This is a genomic window from Kistimonas asteriae (genome assembly GCF_018263925.1).
Classification (GTDB): domain Bacteria; phylum Pseudomonadota; class Gammaproteobacteria; order Pseudomonadales; family Endozoicomonadaceae; genus Kistimonas; species Kistimonas asteriae.
On record NZ_JAEVHF010000002.1, the window covers coordinates 63,423 to 90,135 of the forward strand.

1 protein-coding gene is annotated in these 26,713 nt (G+C 55.6%); it reads left to right on the top strand.

Annotated features, from left to right (window positions below; translation table 11 throughout):
* Positions 1-42 precede the first annotated feature (42 nt).
* Positions 43-26,694 carry a hypothetical protein gene (locus KHS78_RS02725; protein WP_211824916.1) on the top strand — a complete coding sequence of 8,884 codons (26,652 nt, stop codon included), beginning with the start codon at positions 43-45 and terminating at the stop codon, positions 26,692-26,694.
* Positions 26,695-26,713 lie beyond the last annotated feature (19 nt).

Genomic DNA, 26,713 nt, shown 5'->3' on the forward strand with positions numbered 1-26,713 from the left:
CCTTTTCCTGACGATAAGCGGGAATAAAACAAGGATGTTGCCATGGCCGATGAAAACGGCGTCAGTGGTGATCAGCAGTCGGAAACCACCGGTGCTTCTGATAGTAATCAAGGAAGCGCCACAAAAGTTGAAGAAGTTCGCTATGAGGCGCTATCCACTTCGTTAGTCAAGCCTGCTGCGGCTGATACCCAGTATTTACTGGATGTGAACCCCGATGACATCAAAATGGAAGTCAGGGGGCCTGACTTTGTTCTTGTTTATCCCGGCGGTATTGAAGTCACCCTATTGTTGGCCGGGGTAATGACCGCAACAGAAAAACCGCTGGAGTTTAAGTTCGCCGACGGTACGATCATTACCGGTGATGAGTTTATTGCCAAAGCGAATTTTGTTGAATCGGAAGATGTGCCGATTTCCACCTTGAAAGGGCTGGAAGGCGATTCGGATGAATTGGAGGAAGCGCCAGGCTCTTCCGGTCAAACGGAAGCCGATGCATCTTATAGTGAAGCCGCTGACTCCAAGAAACAGTCGAAAGCCGCTAAGGATATTAAAAAGAATGATGAAGAGTTCAAGCAGAAGCCGGTAGAAGAAGTTGAACCCCGAGAAGGAGATTTCACCGAAAGCCTTGAAGCAACAAGCACTGCGACATCCTCAGCCACAGAAGAGGATGTCGGACCGTCAATTGCTGAAACCAATATTGATATCTCATTCTCGGTATCGGTCACCAACGTTGGATCACGCGCTGCCGGACAATTGATCATTGGCGGTGGGGGTAACAACCCTTCCATCAGTCAGAGTGATCCTGAACAACATCTGGGCACGGAGTATTTTGGTGGTGATCTGGATGGTTTGGATGGCGGCCTGCCCGATATCTCATTGAACAAAGACAATGGACTCGAAATTTACGGTGATGACCCGTCACTGTTCAGTGATACGCAGAATAGTAAAGTCTTAAATCTGCAAAATGATGCCAATATTACCGATATTGCTGCTATTTATGTCGAAAACATGCCAGATGGTTGGGCAGTATCCGGAGGTTCAGACCAAGGCGATGGCAGCTGGCTGCTGCCCAGCCTGTCAGCCTTTACCCTGAAGTTTCCCACCCAGTCTGACAGTCAGGTCACCGACCTCTCTTTCAAGGTCGTCTTCAAGGATGGCTCAGAAAATGACTATGGCATGCCTGTTGTCCTGCGGGATGCGACAGATCCGGATGACCTGGTTCTGACATCCACCGGTCTGACGCCGCTGGTGCTGGATACCAGCGCGACCGGTGATCAGATCACCAGTGGTGACCAGAATGACATCATCCATGCCGGCGTGGGGGATGACATAATCAATGCAGCTGGAGGCGATGACATCATCTCCGGTGGTGTGGGTAATGATACGCTGGATGGCGGCGACGGTTCGGATACCGTCCAGTACAGTTATGAATATCTCGGTAATACGGTAGGGCCGGAGAGCGGCGTCACCGTTAGTCTGGGGTCGGGTACTGTCATGGACGACGGTTACGGCACCTCAGATACCATCAGCAACTTTGAGAATGTCACTGGAACGACCCACGACGATACCATCACCGGTAGCGAATACGTTGATGTGAATAACGATGGCGCCAATGTGCTCACCGGTCTGGCGGGCGATGACACGCTGAATGGCCTGAGTGGTGATGACACGCTGATTGGCGGTGCCGGAATGGATACGCTGGATGGCGGTTTCGGCAATGATGCCCTGGATGGCGGAGATGACGACGATACCCTGAACGGTGGTGACGGGGATGACATCCTGAAGGGCGGCGCCGGTGCGGATAATCTGAACGGTGGCAACGACACCGATACCGTGGATTACAGTGAGGAAACCGGCCCTGTTCTGGTTAACCTGTCTACGAATACAGCGACGGATACAGCGGGTGATACCGATACACTGACCAATATTGAAAATGTGACCGGCAGTACGGGTGATGACCAGATTATCGGTGACCTGGGGGCAAACGTCCTCAATGGTGTAGACGGCAATGACACAATATTTGGCGGCGATGGCACGGATACGATCAATGGTGGTTCCGGCAATGACACCATCAATGGCAATCAGGGAGATGATGTCATTGATGGGGGAGACAATGACGACACCATCCATGGTGGGTTTGGTAACGATACCCTGACTGGCGGTGATGGTATCGACACCCTGGATATGGTGGGGACTGTTACCGGCGCTTTTGATACACCGGATGATATTACGGTTGATTTAAGCGGGTCACCGGATGGCACGGGACCTGTCATCGTCAACAAGAGTTATGGTGGCGGCGTTAATACCGGTACCGATACGGTGACCGGTTTTGAAAATGTCACAACGGATCATGGTAATGACACGCTCACCGGCAATGATCTGGATAACGTACTGAGCAGTGGACGTGGTACCGATACGCTGAATGGTGGTGACGGGCACGATACGCTACAGGGCGGAGACGGCGATGATTCGCTGATCGGTGGTGCCGGTAACGATATCCTCGAAGGGGGAGATGATAACGATACCCTGGAGGGCGGAGCCGGTAATGATGTGCTTCGCGGTGGTGACGGCATTGATACCGTCAGTTTCGCGACCCTCAGTAACGCAGTCAATGTCGACCTGAGTGACGGTCGCATTTCCAATGATGGTCAGGGTGGTACGGACACCATCGATTCCATAGAAAACCTGCAGGGTACTAATCTGACCGCTCAGGGCGATACGTTGCTCGGTGATGCCTCAGATAACCAGATTTTCGGGTTGGATGGAGACGACACGCTTGGCGGCGGCGGTGGTACAAACACGCTGGATGGCGGCGATGGGAGCGATACCGTCAGTTATGCCAGTGAAACCGCAGACATCACGGTTGATCTGGATAATACGGGCAGCCCTGTCGTTACTGCATCGGGTCAAGACACCCTCATTTCCATAGAAAATGTTTCCGGCGGCTCCGGCGACGATACGCTGCAGGGTACTGCCGATGATAACACCATCAGTGGTGGCGACGGCGACGATCTGCTGGTAGGTCGTGCAGGTGATGACACGCTGGATGGTGGTAATCATGATGTGTCGGGCGATACAGTTGATTACAGTGGTGCATCAGCGGCGGTAACGGTCAACCTTTCTGGAACCGACTACACGGCAGCCTTTGGCATTGGCGCGAACACGGCCCAGGATGGTGACCTGGGTACCGATACGGTAGTGAATCTTGAAAATGTCATTGGTTCCAGTGGCGATGACACGATCATTGGTAATGCCTCAGACAACACCCTGCAGGGCGGTGCCGGCAGCGATACCTTCGTGGGAGGCGACGGCAGTGATACTTTCGATGGCGGAAGCGGCGCAGAAAGCGATACCGCCGATTATTCCCAGGTCACCGGTGATATCGCGGTTGATCTGGACAGTGATGTTGCCAGCAATGATGGATTCAACAACACCGATACTCTGACCAGCATTGAAAACGTCATCGGCGGTGCTGGGGATGATGTGATCACCGCAACGTTGACGGGAACAGAAGGCAATGTTCTGCGTGGCAATGCTGGTGCTGATCAGCTTTCCGGCGGTGGTGGCGTTGATGTTCTGGATGGTGGTGATGGTGACGATACGCTGATCGGTGGCGCAGGTCAGGATCAGTTGATCGGTGGTGAAGGCAATGAAACCAATGGTGACACGGCCGATTACAGCAGCGCGAGCATCACACTTCAGGTTGATCTGACCAGCGGGGTTGTTGCGAATGATGGTACTGGCAGTCAGGATACGATTTCCGGTATTGAAAATGTCATGGGTGGATCCGGTGATGACCAGCTGACCGGTAACACCGATGACAATACTCTCACGGGTAATGCAGGTGATGATGTCCTCGATGGCGCCAGTGGTGAGGACACGCTGGAAGGTGGATCCGGTGATGACCAGCTGACCGGTGGCAGTGGCAATGACACTCTCAATGGTGGAACTGTCGGGGAAACCGCTGGCGATACCGCAGATTACAGTGCCGATTCGACTGACCTGAATGCTGATCTGGATGCCGGCTTTGCCAGCAGCATACTCAGTGGTAATGACACACTCATCAGTATTGAAAATATCACCGGCGGCAGTGGTGACGACAGCTTGCTGGGCGATAGCGACGACAACCAGCTGTTGGGCGGAGCCGGTGATGATGTCCTGCGTGGGCGGGGTGGCAGTAATACCCTCAATGGCGGCGAAGGCGGCGAGACCAAGGGTGACACGGTTGATTATTCCAACAGCACCGGTGTCGTTACGGTTGCGCTGGATGGTTCACTGACTAACGCAAACGGCATTGATGCCGGTAGCGATACCCTGATCGATATTGAGAATGCGACGGGTGGCAGTAACAACGATACGCTGGTGGGTAATGCGGATAACAATATCCTGAGCGGCAATGCCGGCGATGATCTGATGCGGGGCGGTGCGGGTGATGACATCTTCTATGGCGAAACGGAAGCCGGGGGCACCAATCCGATCAGCCAGGGCAGTGATACGGTCAGCTATTCACTGGCAGCCAGCGATGTCACTGTTGATCTTTCCGCGCGTTTGGCCAGTGATGATGGCGATGGTGGCAGCGACTTCCTCTATGGCATTGAGAACGTCACGGGTAGTGGCGGTCAGGATGATATTACCGGTGATGCCAATGACAATACGCTCAAAGGTGAGGGCGATAACGATACGCTGGCAGGTGGTGCCGGGGATGACATTCTTGATGGTGGCGCAGGCACCGGTGATCTGGCGGATTACAGTGGCGCGGGTAACGCTATTACCATCGATCTTGCTGCAGGCCGGGCGAGTGATGATGGCGATGGTGGCGAAGACACGCTGCTATTCATCGAGAATGTGACCGGTAGCGGTGGTAATGATGATATCCGTGGCTCTTCGGAGGCCAACAACCTAAACGGTGGCAATGGTGATGACCTGCTATTCGGTGGCGCTGGTGATGATGTACTTGATGGTGGTGGGAATACCGATACCGTAACCTTCGATGGGTATGGTCGAGCCGTTATTGCCACACTGGCTGATAGTGGCGATGGTACAGCGACTGATGCCGGGACTACAGAAACCGATACCCTTCGCAATATTGAAAATATCATCGGTACGTCAGGCTACGGCGATACGCTGACAGGCAACAATGTCGATAACGTCCTGACCGGTGGTGGTGGTGACGATATTCTAAACGGTGCTGCCGGTTCAGATACGCTCTACGGTGAAGGCGGCAATGATACCCTTTCCGGGGGAACCGGAAGTGACAGCTTCGATGGTGGTTCTGAGTTGGATACGGTCACTTATGACGGTGTTACTCAGAACATCACGATCGATCTGCAAACAGGCACCGGTAATGATGGCTCCGGTGGCAATGATTCATTCACCAGCATAGAAAACGTAACAGGCGGCAGCGGCGACGACACCCTGACCGGCACGGACAGCACCACGGTGGGTAATGCCCTGACCGGCGGCGCCGGGGATGACACCCTGACCGGCGGTGCCGGTGACGACACCCTGGACGGCGGCGCCCACGGGGTGAACGGCGATACGGTGGCCTTCAAGGATGGCACCAGCGGTGTCACGGCGAACCTGTCGACGAACTCGGCCACGGACAGTGAAGGTGGCAGTGACACCCTGCTCAATATCGAGAATCTGACGGGTACCAGCGGTGCAGACACGCTGACCGGTGATGCCAATGCCAACCAGCTGCTGGGCGGAACCGGGGATGACATCCTGAAGGGGGGAGACGGCAACGATACCCTGAACGGTGGTGAAGGCGGCGAAACCAACGGCGACACGGCGGATTACAGCGATGCGGCGGTGGGTCAGGATCTCAACATCAACCTGACCAGCAGCACGGCGACGGACCAGTTCGGTGCGACGGATACCCTGCAGAACATTGAGAATGTCACCGGCGGTGGTGGTGATGACATCCTGACCGGTGACAGCAGTGCCAACGTGCTGACCGGCGGCGGTGGCGATGACACCCTGATGGGTGGCACCGGCGCGACGACCGGCAACGACACCCTGGACGGTGGCGCCCACGGTGCCAACGGCGACACGGTGGATTACAGCCAGAACAGCACCGGGGTGGAAGTGGACCTGTCGGTGACCAGCAACCAGGTGAAGGAAGGCAGCGTCTTCACCGACACCCTGCTCAACATCGAGAACGTGATCGGTACCGGCAGCGATGATGTGCTGACCGGTGACGACCAGGCCAACACCCTGACCGGCGGCGACCGGGATGACACCCTGAAGGGGAATGATGGCGCTGACACCCTGAACGGTGGCAACGACAACGATATTCTTAATGGCGGCGCCGGGGCGGATACCCTCAACGGCGGTGCCGGCACCGATACCGCCGACTACAGCGATAACACCGATGATGTGGTGGTCGACCTGTCGGCTGCCACGGTCCGTGCCTCGGAAGGCGGTTCCCTGACCGATACCCTGACCAGCATCGAGAACGTCACCGGCGGCAGCGGCAACGATACCCTGACCGGCACCGATAGCCTGACCGTGGGCAACGTGCTTGACGGCGGCGCCGGTGATGACACCCTGGCCGGTGGCCTGGGGGCGGATACGCTGATCGGTGGTGCCGACAGTGGGGCGGGTGATACGGCGGACTATACCGGTGCCACCGGTGCGGTGACCGTGGACCTGTCTGTGGCTTCCCCCCAGGCGGTGATCTCCGGCGAAGCCTCGGACAGCCTGTCCGGTATAGAAAACATTGATGGCGCCAGCGGCCATGCCAACACCCTGACCGGCAGCAGCGTGGCCAATACCCTGCGCGGCGGCAGCCAGGCAGACACGCTGACCGGCAACGGCGGTGCGGATACCCTGGAAGGCAATGGCGGCGCGGATACCCTGGACGGTGGTGCGGATGCAGACACCCTGGACGGGGGTGACGGCAATGACATCCTGAAGGGCGGCGCCGGTGCAGATATTCTGCGCGGTGGTGCGGATGAGGATACGGCGGATTACAGCGACGCCACCACGGTGGTGACGGCGGACCTGTCGGTGGGTTCACCCCAGGCGACGGTGACCGGAGATGCCACGGATACCCTGGACAGCATTGAGAACCTGGTGGGCGGCAGTGCCGGCGATACCCTGACCGGCAGCAGCGTGGCGAACACCCTGACCGGTGGTGCCGGTGACGATACCCTGTCGGGCCTGGGGGATGACGACACCCTGGAAGGCGGTGCGGGTGATGACATCCTGCGCGGCGGTGAGGGCAGTGACACCCTGAGCGGCGGCACGACTGGCGAAGTGAACGGGGACACGGCGGATTACAGCACCCACCTGCGCTCCATCACGGTGGACCTGGATACCGGCAGTGGCAGTGGTACGGCGACGGATACGACCAGTGCTGTCGATACCCTGACCGATATTGAGAATGTGATCGGCTCGAACCAGAACGATGATATTACCGGGGATGATAACGCCAATACCCTCAGTGGGGGTGATGATGCGGATATCCTGCGGGGTGAAGGCGGCAATGACACCCTGAACGGGGATGCCGGTGATGACATTCTGTTCGGCGGTGCGGGCACCGACAGCTTCAACGGTGGCGCGGATGTGGACACGGTCAGCTACGACGGTGTCAGCCAGGATGTGACCGCCAACCTGGATACCGGCACGGGTAATGACGGCACCGGTGGCGCGGATACCTACACCGCTGTGGAGAATGTGATCGGCGGCAGTGGTGACGACACCCTGACCGGCACGGACAGCACCACGGTGGGCAATGCCCTGACCGGTGGCGCCGGGGATGACACCCTGACCGGTGGCGCGGGTGACGACACCCTGGACGGCGGCACCCACGGGGTGAACGGCGACACGGTGGACTTCAAGGACGGCACCAACGGCGTCACGGCGAACCTGTCGACGAACTCGGCCACCGACAGTGAGGGTGGCAGCGACACCCTGCAGAATATCGAGAACCTGACCGGCACCAGCGGGGCAGACAGCCTGACCGGTGATGGCAATGACAACCAGCTGCTGGGGATGGGCGGCGATGACACCCTGGTGGGCGGCGACGGCGACGATACCCTGAACGGTGGCGAAGGCGGCGAGACCGCCGGTGACACGGCGGACTACAGTGCGGCGACGGCCGGCCAGAACCTCAACATCAACCTGACCAGCAGCACGGCGACGGACCAGTTCGGTGCGACGGATACCCTGCAGAACATTGAGAATGTCACCGGCGGTGGTGGTGATGACATCCTGACCGGTGACAGCAGTGCCAACGTGCTGACCGGCGGCGGTGGCGATGACACCCTGATGGGCGGCACGGGTGTTTCTACTGGCAACGACACCCTGGACGGCGGCGCCCACGGTGCCAATGGCGATACAGTGGACTACAGCCAGAACAGTGCATGGGTGTCGGTTGATCTTTCTGCTACAAGTGACCAAGTGCGTGAAGCAGGTGTTTTGACGGATACCCTGATCAATATTGAAAATGTCATTGGCTCTGTTGCCGACGATACGCTGACGGGTAATACCGATGCCAATGTGTTGTCTGGTGGCGGTGGAGATGACGTTCTAAGTGGTAATGCCGGTGCCGACACTCTTAATGGTGGGAGTGACAACGATATCCTCAACGGTGGTGCCGGCATTGACACCCTCAATGGTGGTGGTGGCACCGATACCGCCGACTACAGCGATAACACCGATGATGTGGTGGTCGACCTGTCGGCTGCCACGGTCCGTGCCTCGGAAGGCGGTTCCCTGACCGATACCCTGACCAGCATTGAGAACGTCACCGGCGGCAGCGGCAACGACACCCTGACTGGCGATGATGCGGTTAATGTCCTTGATGGTGGTGCCGGTGATGACATCCTGAAAGGTGGCCTGGGGGCTGATGACCTTGATGGCGGCAGCAATACCGCTGTTGGTGATACTGTTGATTACACAGATGCGACAGGTGCCGTCACTGTTGATCTGTCCGTTGCTTCGCCGCAGGCACTCATTGTTGGTGAATCTTCAGACACATTGTCCAACATCGAGAATATTGATGGTGCCAGCGGTCATGCTAACACGCTGACCGGCAGCAGTGTGGCCAACACCCTGCGGGGAGGCAGTCAGGACGATACCCTGAGCGGCAATGCGGGGGCTGACACCCTGGAAGGAAGCGGTGGCGCGGATACTCTGGACGGTGGTGAGGGTGCGGACACCCTGGACGGGGGGGATGGCAATGACACGCTGAAAGGTGGCACCGGTGCAGATATCCTGCGTGGCGGCGCGGATGAGGATACGGCGGATTACAGTGACGCTACCACGGTGGTGACGGCGGATCTGTCAGCAGCTTCGCCTCAAGCCATAGTTGCAAGTGATGCTACCGATACCCTGGACAGCATTGAGAATCTCATCGGCGGCAGTGCCGGCGACACCCTGACCGGTAGTAGTGCGGTCAATACGCTACAGGGTGGCGATGGTGACGATACCCTGTCCGGCCTGGGTGATGCAGATACCCTGGAAGGTGGGGATGGTGATGACATCCTGCGCGGTGGTGAGGGCAGCGACACACTAACGGGTGGCAATAGTGGTGAAACTAACGGGGATACGGCGGATTACAGCACCCACCTGAGAAAAATTACGGTTGATCTGGATACAGGTAGCGGTAGTGGTTCAGCGACTGACAGCACGTCAGACGCTGATACGTTGACAGGAATAGAAAATGTCATTGGTACCAACTGGGACGATGATATTACGGGTGATACCAACGCCAATACCCTGAGTGGCGGCGGTGATGCGGATACCCTTCGAGGTGAAGGCGGCAATGATACCCTGCAGGGGGGCGCTGGTAATGACACGCTGATTGGTGGCAGCGGTAACGATACATTCAATGGCGGTGATGATGTCGATACTGCCAGTTATGCGGACAGTCTTGTTGATATCAGTGCGAACCTGAACACAGGGTCGGGCAGTGATGGATTGGGTGGTGTTGATACTTATGTCGCTATCGAGAATGTTATCGGCGGTGCAGGCGATGACACCCTGATCGGATCAGACAGTAGCACTGTAGGTAACCAACTCACTGGTGGTGATGGAGACGATACGCTCACTGGCGGTGGTGGTGATGACATCCTGGATGGTGGGGAAACCGATGAAACCCTGGGTGATACGGTTGACTTCAGCGATACCGGTAGTACCGGGGTAACTGCAAGCCTTGCCGATGGCACTGCCACCGACAGCCTGGGTGGCAGTGATACCCTGCTTAACATTGAAAACCTTACCGGCACCAATGACGCTGATAGCCTGACGGGTGATGCCAGCGCCAATACCCTGAGAGGCATGGAGGGTGATGACACCCTGATCGGCGGTGATGGTAATGACACGCTGAATGGTGGGGAAGGTGCTGAAACCAATGGTGATACGGCTGATTACAGTGCCGCTACGGTTGGCCAGGACCTGACCATCAATCTGAGCAGCAGTACCGCTACTGACCAGTTTGGTGCTACGGATACGCTTCAGGATATTGAGAACGTCACGGCCGGCGCCGGGGATGACACCCTGACAGGTGACAACGGGAATAATATTCTGACCGGTAATGCCGGTGATGATGTGCTGTCCGGCGGTGTGGGTTCTTCCACCGGTGCAGATACTCTCAATGGCGGTGCCCATGGCGCGGGTGGTGATACGGCAGATTACAGCCTCAATACCAGTGGTGTGGAAGTAGATCTTTCTGCCGGAAGCAATCAGGTGAAGGAAGGCGGTCTTGCGACTGATACGCTGATTGATATCGAAAATGTGAATGGCACCGGCAGTGATGACCTGTTAACAGGCGATGGTGAGGTTAATGTCCTTTCCGGCAATGGCGGTGTAGATACCCTGCGCGGCAATGGGGGAGATGACACCCTCAATGGTGGTGCCGAAAACGATATTCTGGATGGCGGTGCCGGCAGCGATACCCTCAATGGCGGTGCAGGCAATGATACCGCGGATTACAGCAACAACACCGAGGTTGTGACGGTCAATCTTTCTCTCACGAATAACAAGGTGACGGAAGATGGCCAGGTGACAGATGTTCTTGACAGTATTGAAAATGTCACAGGTGGTAGTGCAGGCGATACCCTGACGGGTGATGGTAATGCCAACGTCCTGAAAGGTGGGGATGGCGATGACATTCTGGCCGGTGGTCTTGGTGGTGACACACTGGAAGGGGGCGATAATGATACCGGCGGAGATACCGCTGACTACACCTCTGCCGGTGGGTCCGTCACCATTGATCTGTCGGTTGCCTCCCCGACTGCCATTGTGACGGGAGATGCACCGGATTCACTGGTCGGTATCGAAAATATCTGGGGCGGTAATCTGGGTAACAGCCTGACGGGTGATAACCAGAATAATCTCCTGCGTGGTGGAACGCTGACCGATACCCTGATTGGTAATGGTGGGGCCGATACGCTGGAAGGTCTGGCTGGCGCTGACAGCCTTGATGGCGGTGCCGGTGATGACACGCTGGATGGTGGGGATGGTGATGACATTCTTAAGGGCGGATTAGGTGCCGATACCCTGCGCGGTGGTTTGAATAACGACACCGCCGATTACAGTGATGCGATTGGCGATGTGGATGCTGACCTGTCTGCAGCCAGCCCACAGGCTGTCGTTACCGGTGATGCAACAGATACGCTGGAAAACATTGAAAACCTGATCGGTGGTACCGGTGATGATTCGCTGACCGGGAGCAGCATTGCCAACACCCTGCAGGGTGGCAGCGGTGAGGACACATTATCCGGTAACGACGGAGATGATGTACTCGAAGGCGGTGATGGTGATGACACGCTCAGTGGCGGTGAAGGCAGTGATACCCTGCGCGGTGGAGAGAACCTTGAAACGAACGGCGATACCGCTGATTACAGTGCACACCTGCGCGCCATAACGGTCAATCTGGATAGCGGTAGTGCGACCGATGCCACAACCGATGTTGATACGCTGGTAGATATCGAAAACGTCATCGGCTCCACACGTGGTGACACACTGATTGGCGACGCCGATGACAATACACTCAACGGTGGTAATGGCGGTGATACGTTCACCGGTGGTGCCGGTAATGATGTGATTATCGGTGGTGATGATGCCAGCACGGATGTGGTGGATTATTCTGCCCAAACCTCTAATGTCACCATCGATCTGGAAAATCAGGGAATCAACAACGACGGTCAGGGCGGCATAGATACTTTAACCGGTATAGAAGAATTCATTGGCGGCTCTGGCAGTGACACCATCAGTGGTGACAGTAATGATCAAACCATTAAAGGCGGGAGCGGCAACGATACCCTTAATGGGCGTGATGGTGATGACACTCTCATCGGTGGTAGTAATGATGACACGCTGTCAGGCGGAGCTGGACAGGATACATTGACCGGCGGTGGGGGCAACGACACGGTTGATTACAGCTATCAAGCGACAGAAGTCGTAACAGTAAACCTTTCCACCAACCAGGCAACGGAAGGCAGTGTCACAGAAACCCTGAGCAGTATTGAAAACGCTATCGGTGGTGCGCTGAATGATACGCTGACCGGCAGTGATTCAGCCAATAACCTGAGTGGCGGTGGTGGTGATGACATCCTCCGGGGCGGTGATGGAGCAGATACCCTGGATGGCGGTACCACAGGCGAGACCAACGGCGATACCGCTGATTACAGCCTGGATACCGGCGCAGTTACGATTGATCTTGATGGCATTTCGACGGATGGGAATGGCGATCAGGACACACTGCTTAATATAGAAAATGTCATAGGCAGTGATCACGATGATTCCCTGACCGGTAATAACAGTGTCAACAATCTGCAGGGCGGATTGGGCGATGATTTCCTCTCCGGTGAAGATGGTGCCGACACCCTGGATGGTGGTGGTGAGAACGATACGTTGAGAGGTGGGGATGGCGCCGACATCCTGAGGGGTGATTCAGGCATTGATACGGCTGACTACAGCCAGGACGGTCTGGCGGGTGTCACCGTTGACCTTTCTGTAGAGGCCGGTGCGACACCTGCCACCGCTATTGATGGTTCCGGAACGACCGATTCCCTGTACAGCATAGAAAATATTATCGGTAGTCAGGGTGCGGATACGATAACCGGTAATGATCAAGCCAACCTGCTTCAGGGCGGCGATGGCGCAGATACCCTCAATGGTGGGGATGAAGATGACACGCTGGAAGGTCAGGTTGGTGATGACATCCTGAAAGGTGGTGCGGGTGATGACACGCTGGATGGCGGTGCTGGTCTGGAAGATACCGCGGATTACAGTGATGAAACCGGTAATGTCACCGTTAACCTTTCGGCTTCCGCACCTCAGGCAACAGACGGCACTGGTGGTTCTGACACATTAATTGGTATCGAAAACGTTAATGGTGGTTCGGGTGCGGATCAGCTGACCGGGGATGCCAATGAAAACCGGCTCGATGGCGGTGCCGGTGATGACACCCTGGTTGGCGGTCAGGGGGCTGATGAACTGATTGGCGGTGATGATATTGATACCGCGGATTACAGCTCCAGTAACCTCTTTGTGAACGTCAACCTGCAGACCGGTACGGCCTCCGCCGATGGTTTCGGGTTCTCCGATACGCTTTCTGGCATTGAAAATGTTATCGGCAGCAATGGTGACGATACCCTGACCGGGAACACTGAAGACAATGAACTGTCTGGCGGACTGGGCAGTGATACCTTCTCCGGTGGACAGGGGGATGACACATTCCGTGGCGGTAGTGATGGCAGTGATGAAAACACCGTCGATTATACCAATGCTGCAGGGGCCGTGACCGCCAGTCTTACGGATGGCATGGCAACGGATGACGGCGACAGTGGTCAGGATACTTTCTTTGATATCGACAACCTCCGGGGTAGCGGCAATGATGACTCGCTCACCGGTGACGGCAATGCCAACGATCTCTATGGCGGCGCGGGTGATGATAATCTGAAGGGGCGTGCTGGAAATGATCGCCTTGAAGGTGGCGCGAATACCGCGGTTGGTGATACTGCAGACTACTCTCTGGCCGCTAATGCGGTGAATGCGAATCTTTCCATCAACAAGGCAACGGATGATGGGGATTCCGGTCAGGATGACTTGATTGAGATTGAAAACATTATTGGCAGTAGCTCCCATGATGTGCTGACGGGGGATGCTAACGCCAATACTCTGCAGGGCATGAATGGCAACGATACCCTGAATGGCGGATCGGGCGCTGATACGCTTGAAGGCGGTGAGGGTTCTGACACCCTTGTAGGTGGCGCAGGCGCTGACAGCATTGATGGTGGTACAGGCACAGGCGTTGATACGGTAGATTATTCATCCGATCTGGATGGTAACAGTGATACGGTCGGCGTCATCCTTGACCTGTCTGCTGCATCCAATCATGCCACCGATGGCAGCGGCTCTATTGACCAGATCAATAATATTGAAAACGTCATCGGCAGTAACTTCAAGGATACCCTGACCGGTGATAGCGGCGATAACAGCCTGTCAGGCGGTCTTGAGGATGATACCCTGGCGGGAGGCGCCGGAGCTGACACGCTGGATGGCGGCACTGAAGGCAGTGGCGGTGATACGGCGGATTACACCAATGCTTCAGGTTTTGTCACGGCCGATCTTTCTGGCTCCAGTGACACTGCGATTGTTGATGGTGATGCCACCGATACGCTGATCGATATTGAAAATCTTACAGGAAGTGCTTTCGCCGATACCCTGACCGGCGATGGTGCCGCCAACACATTACTCGGTAATGACGAAGATGACACCCTCAGCGGCGGCGGTGGTGATGATACGCTGGAAGGTGGACTGGGTGATGATATCCTCGACGGTGGTCAGGCTGCAGATACGCTTCGAGGTGATGCTGGCGATGATACGCTGACCGGTGGCAGCGGTGATGACATCCTTGAAGGTGGGGATGACGCTGACAGCCTTGAGGGCGGTTCCGGTGCTGACCAGATCAAGGGCGGTGATGGAACCGATACGGCGGATTACAGTAATGATGCCAACAGCATCATCGTTGACCTGGCGGCTGCAACACCCAATGCGACGGACGGCTCAGGTTCCACAGATACATTAGAAAGCATCGAGAATATCATCGGCAGTGCCGGCGCCGATACCATCACCGGTGATGACGAGATTAACCTGCTGCAGGGCGGAGATGGCGACGACACATTACGGGGCGGCGGCGCCGGTGACACCCTGGAAGGTGGTAATAATGCAGACACACTCTTTGGTGATGCTGGCGATGATACCCTGGAAGGCGGCAGTGGTGGCGATACCCTGGATGGTGGTATCGGCAGCGACAATCTGAACGGTGGTGGCGGTAATGATACGGCTGATTACAGCTTGGCATCTGGCAGTGTGAATGCCGATATTTCCGGACCAACCGATACCGTCACGGTGGGCAGTGACACCGATACCCTGACCAGTATTGAAAATATCACGGGCAGTACACACGCTGATGTCATCACCGGTGATGATGACGTCAATGTCCTGCGTGGTAATTCGGACAACGATACCCTGTATGGTAATGCCGAAGACGATGAGCTGTACGGTGAAGATGGCGATGATACGCTGATTGGCGGCAGCGGTAGTGATGTGCTCAATGGCGGTGAGGGCAGTGAAACGAACGGGGATACGGTGGATTACACCAGCCATGGCCGTATCGTCAACGTTGACCTCAGTGCGGGTACTGCCACCGATGGCACGTCCGATACCGATACCCTGACAGATATCGAAAACATCAAGGGCAGCGGGCTAAGTGATACGTTGACCGGTGACCTGAACGCCAATGTCATCGAAGGCCAGAACGGCAATGACACCATCAATGGTAATGCCGGTGCTGACAACCTGCAGGGCGGTAGTGGTGATGACACCCTGATTGGCGGCCTTGGTAGCGATACGCTCAATGGTGGCACCACCGGTGAAACCGATGGTGATACCGCTGACTACAGCAGCGCGGCAAATTCCGTTACTGCGAACCTTTCTCTTGGTACCCCTCAGGCCACAGTAAGCGGTGATGCGACGGATACGCTGATCAGCATTGAAAACCTCCGTGGCAGCGACCACGCCGATACTCTGACGGGTGATGATAATGCCAATGATCTCTATGGTGGTGATTCCGGCGATACGCTGACCGGTAATGGCGGTGTTGACCTGCTGTATGGCGAAAGCGGAGATGATGTCCTCGTGGGTGGTGATGGTGCGGATACCCTTGATGGCGGCACTGGCGGTGAATCGGCCGGAGATACTGCGGATTACAGTGCCAGAACCACCGCCGTCACTATCAATCTGCAAAACCAGTCACTCAATAATGATGGCAACAGCGGTCAGGATACCCTGGTCAATGTGGAAAACATTACCGGTGGCAGTGCGGGTGACACGCTGACCGGTGATGGTGGTAACAACGTCCTGACCGGTAACGATGGTGATGACACGCTGGCCGGTGGCGGTGGTAATGACCGTCTGGTGGGCGGCGGTGGTTCCGATGTGGATACGGCGGACTACAGTAATGCGGCCGGTATTGTTGTTGCCAATCTGACGGATTCTGAAGCGACCGTTGATGGTGACGGTGGCACGGACGAACTCATTGATATTGAAAACCTGGTTGGCGGAGGCAGTGGCGACACGCTGACTGGCGACACTGAGGTTAACCTGCTGCAGGGCGGTGGTGGTAACGACACCCTGAACGGGATGGCGGGTGGAGATACCCTGGAAGGGGGAGATAACGACGATACCCTGACTGGCGGTGCCGGTATTGACATTCTCCGGGGAGGGAATGGCACGGACACAGCCGATTACACCGATGCGTTGAATGGCGTTACCGTTGATTTAACCGCAGGGGCGAATCAGACGTCTGATGACGGTTATTTCACCAGTGACACACTGGATAGCATTGAGAATGTGACGGGGAGCCAGAATGCGGATTCCCTGACCGGTGATACAGCCAACAATGTGCTGACCGGTTTGGCTGGAGCAGATACGCTGTCCGGTGGTGGCGGGGTTGATACCCTGGATGGTGGTACCGGTGATGACACCCTTACCGGGGGCACGGGTGGGGACACCCTGCTAGGCGGTGCCGGTAATGATGACCTGACCGGTGAGGATGGCGCCGACACCCTTGAAGGCGGTGACAATGATGACACTCTGCGCGGCGGTAGCGGCAATGACACCCTGAAAGGCGATGCGGGCACCGATACGGTCGATTACAGTGGTGTAACCGGTATTGTTAATGCCAACCTGTTAACCAATCAGGCGACCAGTGATGGTGACAGCGGCCAGGATACCTTCGAAAACATTGAGAACTTGATTGGTGGTACCCAGGGAGATTCTCTGACCGGCAATAACCTGGGTAACCGGCTGGAAGGGCGTGAAGGCAATGATGTCCTTAAGGGAGGGTTGGGTGACGATGTACTCATCGGTGGTGATGATGTCGGCACCACGGATCGTGCTGATTATGATGATGCTACAGATAGCGTCACGGTCAATTTGACGAACGGCACAGCCTCCGGTGCTAATGGCAATGATACATTGACCGGCATTGAGGATCTTAAGGGCAGTAATCATGATGACATCCTTACTGGAAGTAGTGCTGCCAATGTCATCGAAGGACTGGATGGTGCGGATACTATCCGAGGCGAAGACGCAGCAGATACCCTTCACGGCGGTAATCAGAACGATACGCTCTTTGGTGGTGATGGCGCTGATACGATTAACGGCGATGCCAATGATGACACCATCAGCGGTGGTGCTGGAAACGATACCCTGAATGGTGGCGCTGATTTCGATACGCTGGATTACAGTGATTACAGTAATGACCTGACCGTCAATCTCAATCTTACCCAGGTCAACGCTGGCGCTGGTGATGTGGATACCATCAGCAACTTTGAAGCTGCGATTACCGGCAGTGGCAACGACACACTGGTGGGTACAACAGTCGCCAATACGCTCACGGGTAATGCAGGTACCGATAGCCTCACTGGTGGCGATGGGGACGACACGCTTAACGGTGGTGACGGTGACGATACGTTTATCGAAGGCGCCGGCAGTGACACCATTGATGGTGGTGACGATACAGATACTGTGGATTACAGCAACCTTGGTGCGGGTCAGTCCGTTCAGGCGACGCTGATACTGGGCGGTGATGGTACCGCGGTATCCGGTGCCGATACCGATGTCCTGCGTAATATTGAAAATATCATTGGTACCAACGGTAACGATACCCTGACAGGTAACGCGGTCGTTAATGAACTAACCGGTGGACTGGGTGACGATACCCTCACCGGCGGAGCGGGCAGCGATATCCTCAATGGTGGGGATAACACGGACCGTGACACAGCAGATTACTCCTCAAATACCAGTACACAGGGCATTGTTATCAATCTAGGTAACCAGGCGTTGAATAATGATGGTCAAAGTGGTGTGGATACGCTGACCGGTATTGAAATTATTCGCGGCGGTGCCGGAGATGACCAGATCACCGGTGATGCTGAAGACAATGATTTCTACGGCAACGGTGGTGCCGATACCCTCATTGGCGCCAATGGTAACGACAACCTGTACGGTGGTGACCAGAATGACACGCTGAGAGGGGGAGAGGGTACTGATCTGCTGGATGGTGGTTCAGGTACGGATACTGCGGATTACACCGATGCAACGGGTGATATCGAAGTCAATCTCACAACCAACCGGTCCAAAGAGGGCGGGGTTCTGACCGACACCCTGAATGAAGTTGAAGATATTATTTCCGGTGACCATGACGATACGCTGATCGGTAGTGGTGGCGCCAACCGTATTGAAGGCGGACAAGGCAGTGACAGCATTACTGGCGGTGCCGGCAACGACCAGCTGTTTGGTAATGAAGGCGCGGATACGTTCCATGAAGGTTCAGGCAGTGACACCATTGATGGCGGCACGGAAGTCGATACTGTTAATTACAGCACTGTGGTTGGTAATGAATTAACGGTTGATTTAGATAATGGAACCGGTGGGGATACGGGTTCTGTTACCTTCAGCGGTAATTCTGATACCGACACCCTGATTGACATAGAAAATGTCACCGGCACGAATGAAAACGATGATATCACCGGCAACAGTGAGGATAACGTGTTGGCCGGTGGTGGCGGTGATGACCGGCTGGTCGGTGAAGCCGGTGACGATACTTTGGATGGTGGAACTGAAGGTGCGGGTGGTGATACGGCCGATTACGGTTACCAGACCAACGACATCAATATCAACCTGGCAGATAACACGAACAATGATGATGGTCATGGTGGCCAGGATACCCACATCGACATAGAGAATGTCACGGCAGGCACCGGTAACGACACACTGACTGGCGATACCCAGGACAATATTCTGGATGGTGGTGATGGTAATGATACGCTTGCCGGTGGTGCTGGTGACGATACCCTGAATGGTAATGGCGATATTGATACGGTGGATTACAGCAGTGCGGTTTCTGGCCTGACGGTTGATCTGTCCAGCGCCGCCCTGGTGAATGATACGCTGGGTGGGCAGGATACACTGCAATCCATTGAAAACATTATCGGTGGTAATTCTGCAGATACCCTGACTGGTAGCAGTGTTTCCAATGTGATTCAGGGTGGTCTGGGTGGCGATACTCTGAGCGGTCTGGCCGGAACGGATACGCTGGAAGGTGGGGATGGTGACGACACCCTCAATGGTGGTAACGACATTGATACACTCCGTGGGGGGAATAACGACGATACCCTGATCGGTGGTGCAGGCAACGATAACCTGTTCGGGGATGGTGGTAGTGATACGGCAGATTACAGTGCAGAGTCGCAGGCCGTTACCATCAACCTGTCCAACCAGTCGGTGAATAATGATGGCCAGGGTGGCAGAGATACCCTGAACAGTGTCGAGAATCTCTCCGGTGGTTCGAATAATGATTCACTGACGGGTGATAGTGTCGGCAACATTCTTCATGGTAATGCGGGTAACGACGTACTGAGTGGCGGTGGCGGAGCCGATCAGCTCTTTGGTGATGCGGATGATGACACCCTGCAGGGTGGTGCAGGCAGCGATACGCTGGATGGCGGCGGCGGCACCGGTGATACGGCAGATTATACCGGACACGGCAGTGCCGTAACCGCAACATTGACCAGTGGTGGAGCTGGCTCAGTGACAGATGCTGGCACCAGCGATACGGATACCCTTGCAGGGATTGAAAATCTTACCGGCAGCAGTGGCGATGATACGTTGACGGGCAATGATCAGGCTAACGTACTCCATGGTGGTGATGGCGCAGATACGCTTAAAGGCGGTGATGGCGCGGATGTCCTTCGTGGTGGTGATGCAAGCACCGATACCAGTAATGCGGATGTGGCCGACTACAGTGGTGCCACCGGATCCTTGACCATTGACCTTGCCAGTGAGGAAGCCAGTAATGATGGCTTTGGCAATCGCGATGATGTGATCGGTATTGAGCGTGTTATCGGTACGTCGAATGATGACTCGATTCGTGGTGATGCAGTCGGCAACCATCTGACGGGTGGGGACGGTAACGATACGCTTTATGGCGCGGGTGGTGTTGATACGCTTACTGGCGGTGATGATGCAGGGACTGTTGATACTGCCGACTACGGTAGTGCCGGTAACTTTGTTAATGTGGATCTGTCGTCTGGTGTCGCTTCCAATGATGGTGATGGTTCAAACGACATCCTGGTTGGTATTGAGAACGTCATTGGTACCAGTAATGGTGACACGATCACGGGGGATGACAATGCCAACAAGCTGGAAGGTGGGAACGGTGCTGACACGCTGACAGGCAATGGTGGCGATGATGAGTTGCTTGGTGGTGAAGGTAACGACATCCTTGAGGGCGGCCTCGGGGCGGATACGCTGAATGGTGGGCTTGGCAACGATCGGGTTGATTACAGCGCATTCACTGGTTCACTGACCATCGATCGTTCCGGCGGTGGCAGTAGTTTCCAGGTGGATCTGGGCGGCGGCAACATTGATACCCTGATCAGCATAGAAGACCTGGTGCTGGGCGAAGGGGATGACCACATTATCGGTGACAACAATGATAACCGTTATGACGGCGGCATTGGTAATGACACCCTCGAAGGCCGCGGCGGTGATGATATCCTCAATGGTGATGAAGGTAACGATACACTCCAGGGCGGTGCCGGCAGTGACACCATGGATGGCGGTGAAAGTGCCAATGACAACGATACCCTCGATTACTCCGATACAACGGCTGGTCTGACTATCGATCTGGGTGCGTCCAGCGTTGTGGATGTGGGTCGTGGTACTGACATTATCGCTAACTTTGAGTCTGCCATCGGTGGTTCCGGTAACGACACACTGATTGGTACCGCAGAAGTCAACATTCTGGATGGCCAGGGTGGCGATGACACACTCTATGGCAAGGCTGGTTCCGATACCCTCATAGGTGGTGCACATGGCAGTGTTGGTGACACCGTGGATTACAGTTCACATGGCAGTAATGTCACTGTCACCCTGGGTGCCGGTGGTGACGGTACAGCTTCCGATGGCTCCGATACCGATACGCTGCAAGGCATTGAAAACATCAATGGTTCATCAGGTAGCGATACGCTGACGGGAAATGATGAGGTCAACACCATCAATGGTAATGGCGGTGTGGATACCATCAATGCCGGAGGAGGTGCGGATACGGTCAATGGTGGTGCCGGTGCCGATATTCTCAATGGTGATGCCGGTGCTGACACCATCCACGGTGATGCCGACGGCGATACCATCAATGGCGGTAATGACGACGACACGCTTTACGGTGATGCTGGCAATGACACGCTGAATGGTGATGCCGGTGATGACACACTTTACGGCGGAACGGGTAACGATACGCTGGATGGCGGTACTGAATCAACCAATGGCGATACGGTAGATTACAGTGGCAAGGGCGCCATCACCGTTGATATGACGCTGGGTAGTAACCAGGTCAGCAATGATGGTGAAGGTGGTCAGGACACACTGAATGAAATAGAGAACATTATCGGTACCAGTGGCAACGACAGTATCACCGGGAATGCTGACAATAACCGGTTTGAAGGCGGCGACGGTGCAGACACCCTGAACGGTAATGCTGGTAATGACACTCTCTTGGGCGGCGGTGGTGTTGATACCATTGATGGTGGTGCTGACGACGACACTATTGAAGGCAACGATGCGAATGACTCACTGACCGGTGGTCAGGGAGAGGACTTCCTGAAAGGTGGCGCGGGCGAAGATACCCTCCTGGGTGGCGACGATGACGATACGCTCTGGGGAGAGGATGATAACGATACGATTGACGGTGGTGCCGGTAACGATTCCATTAATGGTGGTGGCGGAACCGATACCCTGCTGTTGACCGGTGCCACTCAAGCGGTGGACATCGACCTCAGTAGCAACACGGCGACCAACGACGGCTATGGCACCAGCGATAGCAGCATCATCTTTATTGAGAATGTCACGCTGGGAGGCAATGGCGGTGTTGTAACCGGTACCACCGGCGTGAATGTGCTCACCGGCAGCACGGGTGTGGATGAATTCCATGGCAATAGCGGGAATGACACCCTGCTCGGGAATGAAAACAATGACAAGCTCTATGGTGATGCCGGCCAGGACACCCTGCACGGCGGTGCCGGTGACGACATCATCGAAGGCGGTACCGAAAACGATATCCTGCGTGGTGAAGACGATAACGACACCCTGCGTGGTGATGCCGGTCAGGACCAGTTATTTGGTGGTGCAGGCATCGATACCCTTGAAGGGGGTGATGATGCGGATACCTTGGAAGGTGGCGATGATGGCGACTTCCTCCATGGTGGTGGAGGCGCAGATACCCTGAGAGGTGACGCTGGCGGGGATGAGCTCAATGGCGATGCCGGTGATGACGACCTGGATGGCGGAGCAGGGGCGGATACGCTGAATGGTGGTGATGATAACGATACCCTGACCGGTGGTACCGAAGACGATACTCTCAATGGCGATGCCGGTGATGACACTCTTATCGGCGGTGCCGGGGACGATATTCTGAACGGTGGTGCCGGCACGGAAGACTGGGCGGATTACAGCAGTGTCGCCGGTAATGTGGTGGCAGATCTCAGTGATACCGTTGGCACCAATGCTCAGGATGGCGAAGGCTCCAGTGACACCCTCAGTAATATCGAAAATATTCGCGGCAGCGCCCAAATCGATGATCTTACCGGTGATGGCAATGCCAACCACTTTGTGGGTAATGGGGGTGACGACATCCTTTCCGGTGGCGGTGGTGCTGATCATCTGGAAGGGGGGGATGGCAATGATTATCTGACCGGTGGTGCAGGTGCTGACACCCTCGACGGAGGTGAGGAAGCCGGGGATAACGACACGGTTGATTACTCCAGCGAGACGGCTACGGTCACCGTTGATCTTGCCTCAGCCTCACAGACCGCAACGGTCAGCGCTGTGACAGACAACCTCTCCGGTATCGAAAGCGCAGTAGGCGGTAGTGGCGATGATACGCTGACAGGAAATGGCGATGCCAACACCCTGACCGGTAATGCTGGCGACGATGTGATCAACGGCGGGGCCGGCAACGATACCCTGAATGGCGGCGATAATGATGACACGCTCAATGGTGGCCAAGGCAATGACAGCATTGACGGCGGCAGTGGTGATAATGACCTGCTCGATCTGAGCACGGCTACCCATACTATCAACCTGGATCTGGGGGATGGCGAAGCCGTACAAGACGGCTATGGCTCATCCGACAGTACCATTACGCGGATAGAGCATGTCACTGGTGGTGCGCAAGCTGACAATATCACCGGGAATGCCGCAAATAATACCCTTCGTGGCGGTGGTGCAGCAGACCGGCTTGCAGGCGGTAATGGTGCCGATACGCTCTACGGTGACGGCGGTGCTGATACTCTGGAAGGTAATGGCGGTGATGACACTATCTACGGCGGTGATGGTGACGACACGATCACCTATGCTGATGCGGGTGCCGTCACCGTCAACCTGGCCACCAATACTGCCACGGGTGAAGGCACTGACAGTATTTATGAAATTGAGAATATTATCGGGAGCTTCTCAAACGATACGCTGATTGGCGACAGTGGCGCGAATAATATCGACGGCAGTAATGGTGATGACACCCTGAAAGGCGGCGGGGGAGACGATGTGCTGGATGGCGGCGATCACAGCAGCCAGGGCGACACCGTCGACTACAGTGATGCCACCGGTGTGGTTACCGTTAACCTAGCGGGGAATACGGGCAGCAGTACGGATCAGGGCAGTGACACCCTCAATAATATTGAGAACATTGTGGGTAGTAATCAGGGCGACACGCTGACGGGAAGCACGGTCAACAATACGATCGAAGCGGGTACCGGTAACGACACCCTTCATGCGACAGATGGCAGCGATACCCTGGACGGTGGTGGTGATACCGATACCGCTGACTATAACTCGTCGCATTTCAATAGTTCAGGCACCGGTATCACCGTCATTCTGAATGGTGCGTCTAACGGCTCGGCCGTCCATGGCAGTGATACGGATACCCTGAAAAATATCGAAAATGTGATTGGCACCAGCAATGCCGATTCCATTAGCGGTGATAGCGCCAATAACACGCTGACAGGTCTTGCTGGCAATGACACATTGAAAGCCGGCCTGGGTACAGACACGCTGGATGGTGGTGATGATATGGATACTGCCGACTACAGCGGGCATGCCAACGCGGGAATCACTGTGGTGCTCAATGGCAGTGGGGTGGGCACGGTGAATGATGGCACTTACACCGATACGTTGCGTAATATCGAGAACATTACGGCGACAGACGGCGTTGATACCATTACGGGTGATGATGAAGATAATGTGATCAATGCGGGGGCGCAGAATGACACCATTCACTCCAGTGGCGGTACCGATACCATTGATGGCGGCTTTGGCAGTGACACGCTCGATTACAGCACCAATGCCAGTGGCCTGACGGTGACTCTGGAAGGTGCATCCGATGGCTCTGTAGCCAAGGGTGGAAACACCGATACAGTACGCAATGTTGAAAATATTGTCGGTACCAGTGGTATCGATACCATGACTGGCGATGGCAGCAATAACAGCTTTGAAGGTAATGGTAATAACGATACCTTCTTCGGCAGCGCCGGAAATGACACGCTGGATGGCGGTGCTGACACAGATACCGTTAATTACTCAACGATTTCCGGTGGCGTAACAGTGACACTGGTGGATGCCGGTGATGGCTCAGCCACCAAGACCACGGGTACAGATACCCTGAGAGGAATAGAGAATGCCACAGGGACGTCTGGTCAAGATACGTTAATCGGTAATGGCTCCGCTAATACACTGCAGGGAGGAGCCGGTGATGATACGCTCCGTGGCGGCGGTGGCTGGGATACTCTGAACGGCGGTGCTGAAGGTTCCTCTGGTGACACTGTGGATTACAGTCAGGATAGTGGGGCGGTGACCGTTGATCTGTTTTCCAACATTGCCCTGGATGGTGGTGGAGGAACTGACATCCTGAGTGATATCGAAAATATCATCGGCTCTGATGATGCGGCGGGTGATATTTTGCGCGGTGATGGTGAAGCCAACACCATTGATGGCGGCGGCGGTAATGACAACATCCAGGCTGGCGCAGGGGCGGATACCGTCAATGGTGGAACCGGCAACGACACCATTAACGGCAATCAGGGCAACGACACGATCAACGGCGATGCCGGTGATGACTCCATCCATGGCGGCTTCGGCAACGATACACTAGATGGCGGGGCTAACACGGCAGCTGGTGATACTCTGGATATGGTGGGTACTGTGACTGGCCCCAGCGATACCCCGGATGATATCACTGTCGATCTCTCTGCAACGCCAGATGCACAAGGCTACATCACGGTTAACAAGAGTTATGGCGGCGGCGCCAATACCGGTACCGACAAGGTCAAGGGCTTCGAAAATGTCACGACAGATCACGGTGATGACACGTTGATCGGTGATAATGCCAATAACGTGCTTACCAGTGGCCAGGGGGCAGATATCCTCCGAGGCAATAATGGTGCTGATACGCTAAACGGTGGCTCCGGTGAGGATACGCTGGAAGGTGGTGCGGGTGCTGATACGCTGAATGGCGGTGCGGATGATGACACCGCCGATTACAGCAACGACACCAACGGTGTCACCGTTAACCTGCAAACCAACTCGGCGACGGATGGTGGTGGTAGCACGGATACTCTCAGTAGTATTGAAAAAGTCCTGGGCTCCAATAATGCGGTGACTGGCGATACCCTGACAGCCCACAGCACCATTGCCAACGTGCTGGATGGACAGGCCGGCGACGACACCCTGACCGGCTATGCGGCCGACCAGCTGATCGGCGGTGCCGGCGACGATGTCCTCAATACCAACCTGGCGGCCTTGCAGAACGGCTCCACGAGTATGGATGGCGGGGCGGACAATGACACGCTCAATCTGGACGAGGGCGCGACCTTCAACCTCAGTTCCTACACCAGTCTGATCGATAATATGGAAAAAATTGATTTCACCGGAGGAAATGCCGATACCATCTCTATCTCCATGAATGATGTCAGCGCCATTACGGGGGGTAACAGCCTGACCATTGATGTTGACGATGGAACGGATAACATCACCGTTGACGATGAAACGAGTGTCCAGCACAACGTCAACCAGGATGTTTATACTGATGGCAGTGGTAACACGATAACCGTCAACTTCCTCTGATTTGTTCAGACAAGCCGGT

Excerpts from the sequence above, each read along its gene's own strand:
- KHS78_RS02725 (WP_211824916.1), top strand. The coding sequence starts at position 43 with ATGGCCGATGAAAACGGCGTCAGTGGTGATCAGCAGTCGGAAACCACC.